This is a genomic window from Streptomyces sp. NPDC002785, from assembly GCF_040295565.1.
In the GTDB taxonomy this organism is placed as follows: Bacteria; Actinomycetota; Actinomycetes; order Streptomycetales; family Streptomycetaceae; genus Streptomyces.
Genome location: NZ_JBEOVN010000402.1, coordinates 1 through 2039 on the forward strand (window position 1 = coordinate 1; position 2039 = coordinate 2039).

The following is a 2039-nucleotide window of genomic DNA, read 5'->3' on the forward strand; positions in this document are numbered from 1 at the left end:
CCGTCCTGGTTGATCGCACTGCCCCGCACGATCGCGAGAACCGGGTGGCCGTTCTTCCGCGCGTCGGACAGCCGCTCCACGAGCAGCATGCCGACACCCTCGCCCCACCCGGTGCCGTCGGCGGCGGCCGCGAAGGGCTTACAGCGGCCATCGGCGGCGAGCCCGCGCTGCCGGCTGAACTCGGTGAACGTGGAGGGGGTGGCCATCACGGTGACGCCACCGGCCAAGGCCAGCGAGCACTCGCCGGAGCGCAGCGCCTGGACCGCCATGTGCAGGGTCACCAGCGACGAGGAGCAGGCCGTGTCGACGGTGACCGCCGGACCCTCCAGGCCGAAGACGTAACTGACCCGGCCGGAGGCGATGGAGCCGGAGCTGCCAGTGCCCAGGAAGCCCTCGACGCCCTCGGGCACAGAGTCCAGCCGCGAGGTGTAGTCGTGGTACATCACACCGGCGAACACGCCGGTACGGCTGCCGCGCATCGAGGTCGGGTCGATGCCTGCCCGCTCGAACGCCTCCCACCCGGTCTCCAGCAGCAGCCGCTGCTGCGGGTCCATCGCGAGGGCCTCGCGCGGCGATATCCCGAAGACGGCAGGGTCGAACCCGCCGGCGTCGTAGAGGAATCCGCCCTCGCTGACGTAGCTGGAGCCGCCCTGGTCGGGGTCGGCGTCGTAGAGCGTCTCGATGTCCCAGCCGCGGTCGGTCGGGAAGCCGGAGATCGCGTCCTCGCCCCTCACGACCAGCTGCCACAGGTCCTCGGGGGTGCGCACCCCGCCGGGGTAGCGGCAGCTCATCGCGACGATGGCGATGGGCTCCTGGTGCCGGTCCTCGACCTCACGGAGCCGGCGGCGCGCCTGACGCAGGTCGGTCGTCGCCCGCTTGAGGTAGTCGCGGAGCTTGTCCTCGTTGTTCACGGCCACGCCCTTACTCCCAGCTGCGTCTTTGTTCACCATTGCCGTCGGCTCCTTGCGAAGGGAAAGGTCGTACTCATCAGTTCAGGTCGCTCCCCTTCAGGAGGAGCCGAGTTCGTCGTCGAGCAGGTCGAACAGCTCGTCGTCGGTCGCCGATTCGAGGTCGTCGCCGGTGTCGGTGTCGGCCGTCGCGTCCTGGGCGTCGTTCCACTTGGCCATCAGGGCCTGGAGGCGCATCGTGATCCGTGACCGGATGACGCTGTCCTCGGCGGCGTCGGCCAGGGCGGCTTCCAGCCGGTCGAGTTCGCTGAATACGGACGGACCGCCGTCACCGTCGACCGGCAGCGCCGCGCGCAGGTGGTCGGCGAGGGCAGCAGGGGTCGGGTAGTCGAAGATCAGCGTGGCGGGCAGCCGCAGGCCGGTGGCCGTACCGAGCCGGTTGCGGAGCTCCACCGCGGTGAGCGAGTCGAAGCCCAACTCCTTGAAGGCAGTGCCGGGTTCGACAGCGCCCGCACCGCCGTATCCGAGCACGGTGGCCACCTGGGAGCAGACCAGGTTGAGCAGGAAGCGGTCCCGCTCGGCCGCAGGCATCCCCGCGAGGCGTTCGACAAGACTCGCCTCCTCCGTCGCGGCCGCGCCACCGGCGGCGGCGCGCCGTGCCGGGGTGCGGACCAGCCCGCGCAGCAGCGGGGCCACGCCGTTCGTCGACTGGGCGCGCAGCGCGGCGATGTCGAGTGCGGCCGGGATCAGCAGCGGGTGCTCGGACCGGCAGGCCGCGTCGAAGAGTGCCAGGCCGTCCGCATGGCCGAGAGCGTCCATGCTGCCGCGGTTCATCCGCTGCCGGTCGGTCTCGGCGAGCGTGGCCGCCATGCCTCCCTCGTCCTCCCACAGACCCCAGGCCAGCGAGGAACCGGCCAGCCCCTGGGCCTTGCGGTGCTGGGCGAGGGCGTCCAGGAAGGCGTTCGCCGCCGCGTAGTTCCCCTGGCCCGGGTTGCCGAAGACACCGGCCGCCGAGGAGAAGAGAACGAACGCGGAGAGGTCCAGGTCCTGAGTCAGCTCGTGCAGGTTCCACGCCGCGTCCACCTTCGGACGCAGCACACGCGCCAGACGCTCCGGGGTGAGCGACCCGAT

At 71.3% G+C, this 2039-nt stretch carries 2 protein-coding genes; both read right to left on the reverse strand.

The window, feature by feature from the left end; translation table 11 throughout:
* Positions 1-950: beta-ketoacyl synthase N-terminal-like domain-containing protein (locus ABTZ94_RS37360; protein ID WP_351207889.1), on the reverse strand; the 950-nt coding region annotated here is incomplete at its 3' end.
* A 57-nt stretch (positions 951-1007) separates the two neighbouring features.
* A partial coding sequence (locus tag ABTZ94_RS37365; RefSeq protein WP_351207891.1) for a beta-ketoacyl reductase occupies positions 1008-2039 on the reverse strand: 1032 nt, incomplete at its 5' end.